Here is a 5,968-nt window from a genome sequence, read left to right as displayed (position 1 = left end):
AGAAAGAGACGCTCTCCATCATTGACGACCAGCACGGGGCGCCCACCGGCGCTGAGCTGCTGGCAGACTGCACGGCGACGGCAATCCGTGAAACGCTGCGCAATCCGGCGCTGGCCGGCACCTATCATCTGGTGGCCAGCGGCGAGACCAGCTGGTGCGACTACGCCCGCTATGTGTTTGAAGTGGCGAGAGCCCACGGTGCAGAGCTGGCGGTTCAGGAAGTGAAGGGTATCCCGACGACGGCCTATCCGACGCCGGCGAAGCGTCCGCTGAACTCACGCCTGTCGAATGAAAAATTCCAGCAGGCATTTGGGGTGACTCTCCCGGACTGGCGTCAGGGTGTGGCTCGCGTGGTAACGGAAGTGCTGGGCAAATAAACGGGTGGCAAACGATGAACATTATTAAAACAGAGATCCCTGAGGTGCTGATTTTTGAACCACGCGTGTTTGGTGATGCGCGGGGCTTCTTCTTCGAGAGCTTCAGCAGCAAGGTGTTTAATGAGGCAGTGGGCCGCCAGGTGGATTTCGTTCAGGACAACCACTCCCAGTCCCAGAAAGGCGTACTGCGCGGGCTGCACTATCAGCTGGCTCCGCACGCCCAGGGCAAACTGGTCCGCTGTGTGGAAGGCGAGGTGTTTGACGTGGCGGTGGATATCCGTCGTTCATCGCCCACCTTTGGCAAATGGGTGGGCGCGGTGCTAAGCGCAGAGAATAAACGTCAGCTGTGGATCCCGGAAGGGTTTGCCCACGGGTTTATGGCGCTGAGCGACACGGTGCAGTTTGTCTACAAGGCGACGAATTACTACGCGCCACAGTCAGAACGGAGCATCATCTGGAACGATCCGGAGATAGGGATTGACTGGCCGGCGCTGAGCGACTGCGCACTGTCGCTGTCGGAGAAAGATCTGCAGGCACACACGCTGGCCACCGCAGAATTATATAAATAATTAGGTTGTTTTTTCCTAAAATGGCGGGTTCCAGATGGAGCTCGTCATGTTTATTCGTTTACAAGCCGGGTCAACCAGCTGACTTGACTTACCTTCCTTCTCAGCGTAAAACCGCCAACAGCATTATTTAAATTCGTGGCTATCCGCCATTACCCAGTTAACTGATTAAAGTGTAATCGAATGAAAATAGCTATCGCTGGTACAGGTTATGTTGGTTTATCGAACGGTGTCCTGATTGCGCAAAACCACGAAGTGGTTGCCCTGGATATCGTACAGGCCAAAGTGGATATGCTTAACCAGAAGATCTCTCCGATTGTGGATAAAGAGATTCAGGAATATCTGGCAGAAAAACCGTTAAAATTCCGTGCCACCACGGATAAGCACGACGCATACCGTAATGCCGACTACGTGATCATTGCCACGCCGACCGATTACGATCCCAAAACCAACTACTTCAACACCTTTACGGTGGAAGCGGTTATTCGCGATGTCACAGAGATCAACCCGAACGCGGTGATGATCATTAAATCTACCATCCCGGTGGGGTTTACCCGCGACATCAAAGAACGTTTAGGGATTGATAATGTTATTTTCTCTCCTGAGTTCCTGCGTGAAGGCCGTGCGCTGTACGACAACCTGCATCCGTCGCGTATTGTCATTGGTGAGCGCTCTGCGCGTGCCGAACGTTTCGCAGACCTGCTGAAAGAAGGCGCGATCAAGCAGGATATCCCGACCCTGTTTACCGACTCCACCGAAGCGGAAGCGATCAAACTGTTCGCTAACACCTATCTGGCGCTGCGCGTTGCCTATTTCAACGAGCTCGACAGCTATGCTGAAAGCCAGGGGCTGAACAGCAAGCAGATTATCGAAGGGGTATGCCTGGATCCGCGTATCGGCAACCACTATAACAATCCGTCCTTTGGTTACGGCGGCTACTGCCTGCCGAAAGATACCAAGCAGCTGCTGGCGAACTACGAATCGGTCCCGAACAATATCATCGCGGCTATCGTCGATGCCAACCGTACCCGTAAAGACTTTATCGCGGATTCTATTCTCGCCCGTAAGCCGAAAGTGGTGGGTGTGTATCGCCTGATCATGAAGAGTGGTTCGGACAACTTCCGTGCCTCTTCCATTCAGGGCATCATGAAGCGCATCAAGGCGAAAGGTATTCCGGTTATTATCTATGAACCGGTGATGCAGGAGGATGAGTTTTTCAACTCACGCGTCGTACGCGACCTGGATGCCTTCAAACAAGAGGCGGATGTGATCATTTCCAACCGTATGGCGGAAGAGCTGGCGGATGTGGCGGACAAGGTTTATACCCGCGATCTGTTTGGTAACGATTAATTCTGCCTGGCTGTCACTGGCGGCTCCCTGCCGCCAGTATGTTCCCTTTACCTCCCCGCTATATCCCTCATTACGCGTATTTCTCGCTCATTCAGATTAAACTCAATAAATTGTGATGGACATTACGATCCTGCTCAAAATCCATTGCGGGTTGAAAACAGGTCCGATAAGTTAAACTTACCTTGTGAAGAGCTACCGTCACTGTGATGTAGATGCCGGAGATAAGCGCCGGGAGGTAAAACGAAGCCTGCAATGCAGGCTTTTGTTATTTATGCGCTAAGAAAAAAACGATGAACAGGGCGCAGGAGGCACTATTTTTCCTTGGCTTAAAGCCACAATAAAACGCAGAATGAACGATCATTCTGTCATATCATTATTTTATTTCTTAATATTATCTTAATCTAATTGCAATAAGGCGCCAGCGTTACCACTTGCGTTTATTAAATGTCAGCTTCGTTTTCTTTCTGTCTTTCAAATAAGAAATCAAGAAATAAACGGATACCGCAAGTAGTATGGCAGCCACCACTAAGAAAAATAGGTTTTCCATAATATCTACCACAGCGTTTGTTAGTTGAATTATTAGGTTGTTAAGCAATACGCCAGTACGTGTCTGTCGTACTGAGATCCCTAACATATCCTGTTTTTGAGAAAATTCCTACAATGAGTAATGTTTTTTATCTATCAGCATATAATGCTGTTTTCACTATCAAAAATGGGATGGATGTAAGATAAGTCTGAGTACCAGGCGCGTGGATATTTGCTTTTCTGATAAAGGCTGGATGAAACTGGTTTCAGGCGGGCAAGTAAAAAGACAAAAATTCCGTCTTTAGCACAAAATATTATATATAAAACAATGAATGCGCATTCAGTCGACATATCAGCAGGATGACGGGGGGCTACATAAAAGAGGTTGCCGCAACCTGACGATTGCGGCAGGGCAGGGAATTAGATCTGATAGTAATTCTTGTACCATTCCACGAAGTTCTTCACGCCTTCCTTTACTGACGTCTGCGGCTTGAAACCCACAAGGTCATATAGCGGTTGGGTGTCTGCGCTGGTGTCCAGCACATCGCCCGGCTGAATGGGCATCATATTCTTCTTCGCTTCCATCCCCAGCGCTTCTTCCAGGGCGGTGATGTAGTCCATCAGTTCCACCGGTGAGCTGTTGCCAATGTTATAAACCCGATATGGCGCGGAACTTGTCGCCGGTGAACCGCTCTCAACGGTCCACTCGGCATTGGCCTGCGGGATCACATCCTGAACGCGCACCACGGCCTCGACGATGTCGTCGATATAGGTGAAGTCACGCTTCATCTTGCCGTAGTTGTAGACGTCAATACTTTTCCCTTCCAGCATTGCTTTCGTGAACTTGAACAGCGCCATATCCGGGCGGCCCCACGGCCCATAGACCGTAAAGAAGCGCAGCCCGGTGGTCGGGATGCTGTACAGATGGGAATAGGTATGCGCCATCAGCTCATTGGCTTTCTTGGTGGCGGCATACAGGGAGACCGGATGATCGACGGAATCTTCGGTGGAGAACGGCATTTTACGGTTAAGGCCATAAACCGAGCTGGAGGAGGCGTACACCAGGTGTTTCACTTTGGTATGACGGCAGCCTTCAAGAATATTCAGATAACCCATCAGGTTAGCGTCCGCATAGGCATACGGATTTTCCAGTGAGTAGCGCACACCGGCCTGGGCCGCCAGGTGGATCACGCGATCAAATTGCTCTGCGGCGAACAGCTTTGCCATACCTTCCCGGTCAGCCAGATCCAGCTGCTGGAAATGGAATGCCGGAGATGCCAGGCGATCCAGACGGGCCTGCTTCAGGCTGACGTCATAATAGTCGTTCATGTTGTCGATCCCGACAACATCATGCCCTTCATTCAGCAGGCGCTGCGCGATATGAAAGCCGATAAAACCTGCGGCACCAGTGACCAAAAATTTCATATTTTTCCTCCGGGGTGTGGATATCCCGTTCTACATAAGTGCCGATTTTACACTGGCTTGCGGTTGGGATCACTTGCTTTACAGTTGCAGGATGTGAGTTCTAGTGGCGCCGTAGTGCTTAACTCCTATTTAATGCAAATGATATTCATTTAGAAAAATATCATTGAGTATGCCTGTAGCTTATCTATAAAAATCAGTTGTAGGGCAGCCAGCCCTTGGGATTCTGCTATCACGATAAAACACATCATGAATTTCCGAACGAAGAGGTATATCTATTCGTGAAATACGAATTAATTAGTGTTGTTGTCACCAGAGATAACTTGTAACCGAATCATGTATGGCCAAGTTATTGAATGTTTTGATGTTGTATCGAAAGTGTTCCATTCATACCTTGAATTGATTCAAACCGCTTTTTGATTTTTATTCTTCATGACCAGCGCTATAATGCGTCGCGACCTCGTCCGGTACTATTCACTGTTGAGTATGCTGCACGCCATAATGGTGACTGCATGGCTTTGTCATGATACCAATCGCTGAATGGCGCCTGAAGGGATGATTGTCAGGTACTTTAAAGACATTTCACATTCCTTCTCGATGACGTACCTTGTGGTGTTTGGGAAAGTCCTGATAGCGAATGGACGCTAAAGCAAGCAAAGTTGCCGCGGTTTGGCTGCTTTGCACTTTCCAGCATGATGAGACAGCGCGGTAGACACCGCTGATCTTAGCTCATGTTAGATACAATTTACTGAGGCACCACGCATTTTGGTTGCGATAGCCAATGGCGGTAGCGTGCCTGCGTTTTTTGTTATTACAGAATTTATTATTTAAATCATTGAAAAACGAGAGAAAGTATGAAGATTCTTGTCACCGGGGGCGCAGGCTTTATCGGCTCTGCCGTGGTTCGTCATATCATTGAAAGTACTCTGGATGAAGTCCGCGTGATGGACTGCCTGACCTATGCCGGCAACCTCGAATCCCTGGCGCCGGTGGCCGGGAGCGAACGCTACTCGTTTTCCCAGACTGATATCACCGATGCTGCTGCTGTGGCAGCCCAGTTCAGCGAGTTCCGCCCGGATATCGTGATGCACCTGGCGGCAGAAAGCCATGTGGATCGCTCCATTGATGGCCCGGCCGCCTTCATCCAGACCAACGTGATCGGCACCTTCACTCTGCTGGAGGCGGCCCGTCACTACTGGTCCGGGCTTGGGGACGCGCAGAAGCAGGCCTTCCGCTTCCATCATATCTCCACCGATGAGGTGTACGGCGACCTGCACGGCACCGATGACCTGTTCACCGAAGAGACTCCGTACGCGCCGAGCAGCCCGTACTCCGCCTCCAAAGCGGGCAGCGACCATCTGGTTCGCGCCTGGAACCGCACCTATGGCCTGCCGGTGGTGGTGACCAACTGCTCCAACAACTATGGTCCGTATCACTTCCCGGAGAAACTGATCCCGCTGACTATCCTTAACGCCCTGGCGGGTAAACCCCTGCCGGTGTATGGCAACGGGGAGCAGATCCGTGACTGGCTGTATGTCGAGGACCATGCCCGTGCGCTGTACAAAGTGGCGACCGAAGGCAAAAGCGGCGAGACCTACAACATCGGCGGTCATAACGAGCGTAAAAATATCGACGTGGTGCGCACCATCTGCGCCATTCTCGACAAGGTGGTGGCGCAGAAGCCGGGCAACATCGCCCACTTCGCCGACCTGATCACTTTTGTCACCG

Annotated in this window: 6 protein-coding genes; 4 read left to right on the top strand and 2 right to left on the bottom strand. The window is 50.9% G+C overall.

The annotated features are described in order from the left end of the window. The 3 genes from CWM58_RS27740 to ugd all read left to right on the top strand — a co-directional run. Positions 1 to 377 (top strand): sugar nucleotide-binding protein (locus CWM58_RS27740; protein WP_165785863.1); only part of this gene is annotated, 377 nt, incomplete at its 5' end. 14 nt (positions 378 to 391) lie between these two features. After that, positions 392 to 946 (top strand): dTDP-4-dehydrorhamnose 3,5-epimerase, encoded by a 555-nt coding sequence (gene rfbC / locus CWM58_RS27735; RefSeq protein WP_100682220.1) that lies wholly within the window; start codon positions 392 to 394, stop codon positions 944 to 946. Positions 947 to 1,126: 180 nt separating this feature from the next. After that, entirely contained in the window at positions 1,127 to 2,293 is a 1,167-nt protein-coding gene (gene ugd / locus CWM58_RS27730; protein WP_100682219.1) for a UDP-glucose 6-dehydrogenase, read from the top strand. A 424-nt stretch (positions 2,294 to 2,717) separates the two neighbouring features. Here the strand turns inward: ugd and CWM58_RS28975 are convergent, their stop codons facing one another. Together CWM58_RS28975 and CWM58_RS27715 are read right to left on the bottom strand one after the other, a co-directional pair. After that, positions 2,718 to 2,840 (bottom strand): small membrane protein, encoded by a 123-nt coding sequence (locus CWM58_RS28975; RefSeq protein ID WP_004144151.1) that lies wholly within the window; start codon positions 2,838 to 2,840, stop codon positions 2,718 to 2,720. 398 nt (positions 2,841 to 3,238) lie between these two features. Then, positions 3,239 to 4,243: an NAD-dependent epimerase gene (locus CWM58_RS27715; RefSeq protein ID WP_100682217.1), complete on the bottom strand. Its 1,005-nt coding sequence runs from the start codon at positions 4,241 to 4,243 to the stop codon at positions 3,239 to 3,241. An 851-nt stretch (positions 4,244 to 5,094) separates the two neighbouring features. On the opposite strand from CWM58_RS27715, the gene rfbB reads away from it, so the two are divergent. Further along, positions 5,095 to 5,968, top strand: an 874-nt coding sequence (rfbB, locus tag CWM58_RS27710) for a dTDP-glucose 4,6-dehydratase (RefSeq protein WP_100682216.1), incomplete at its 3' end; no start/stop codon positions are given.

It is taken from the genome of Klebsiella sp. H-Nf2 (genome assembly GCF_002806645.1).
Lineage (GTDB): Bacteria > Pseudomonadota > Gammaproteobacteria > Enterobacterales > Enterobacteriaceae > Klebsiella > Klebsiella variicola.
This window is presented reverse-complemented; position numbering and strand designations above follow the sequence as displayed.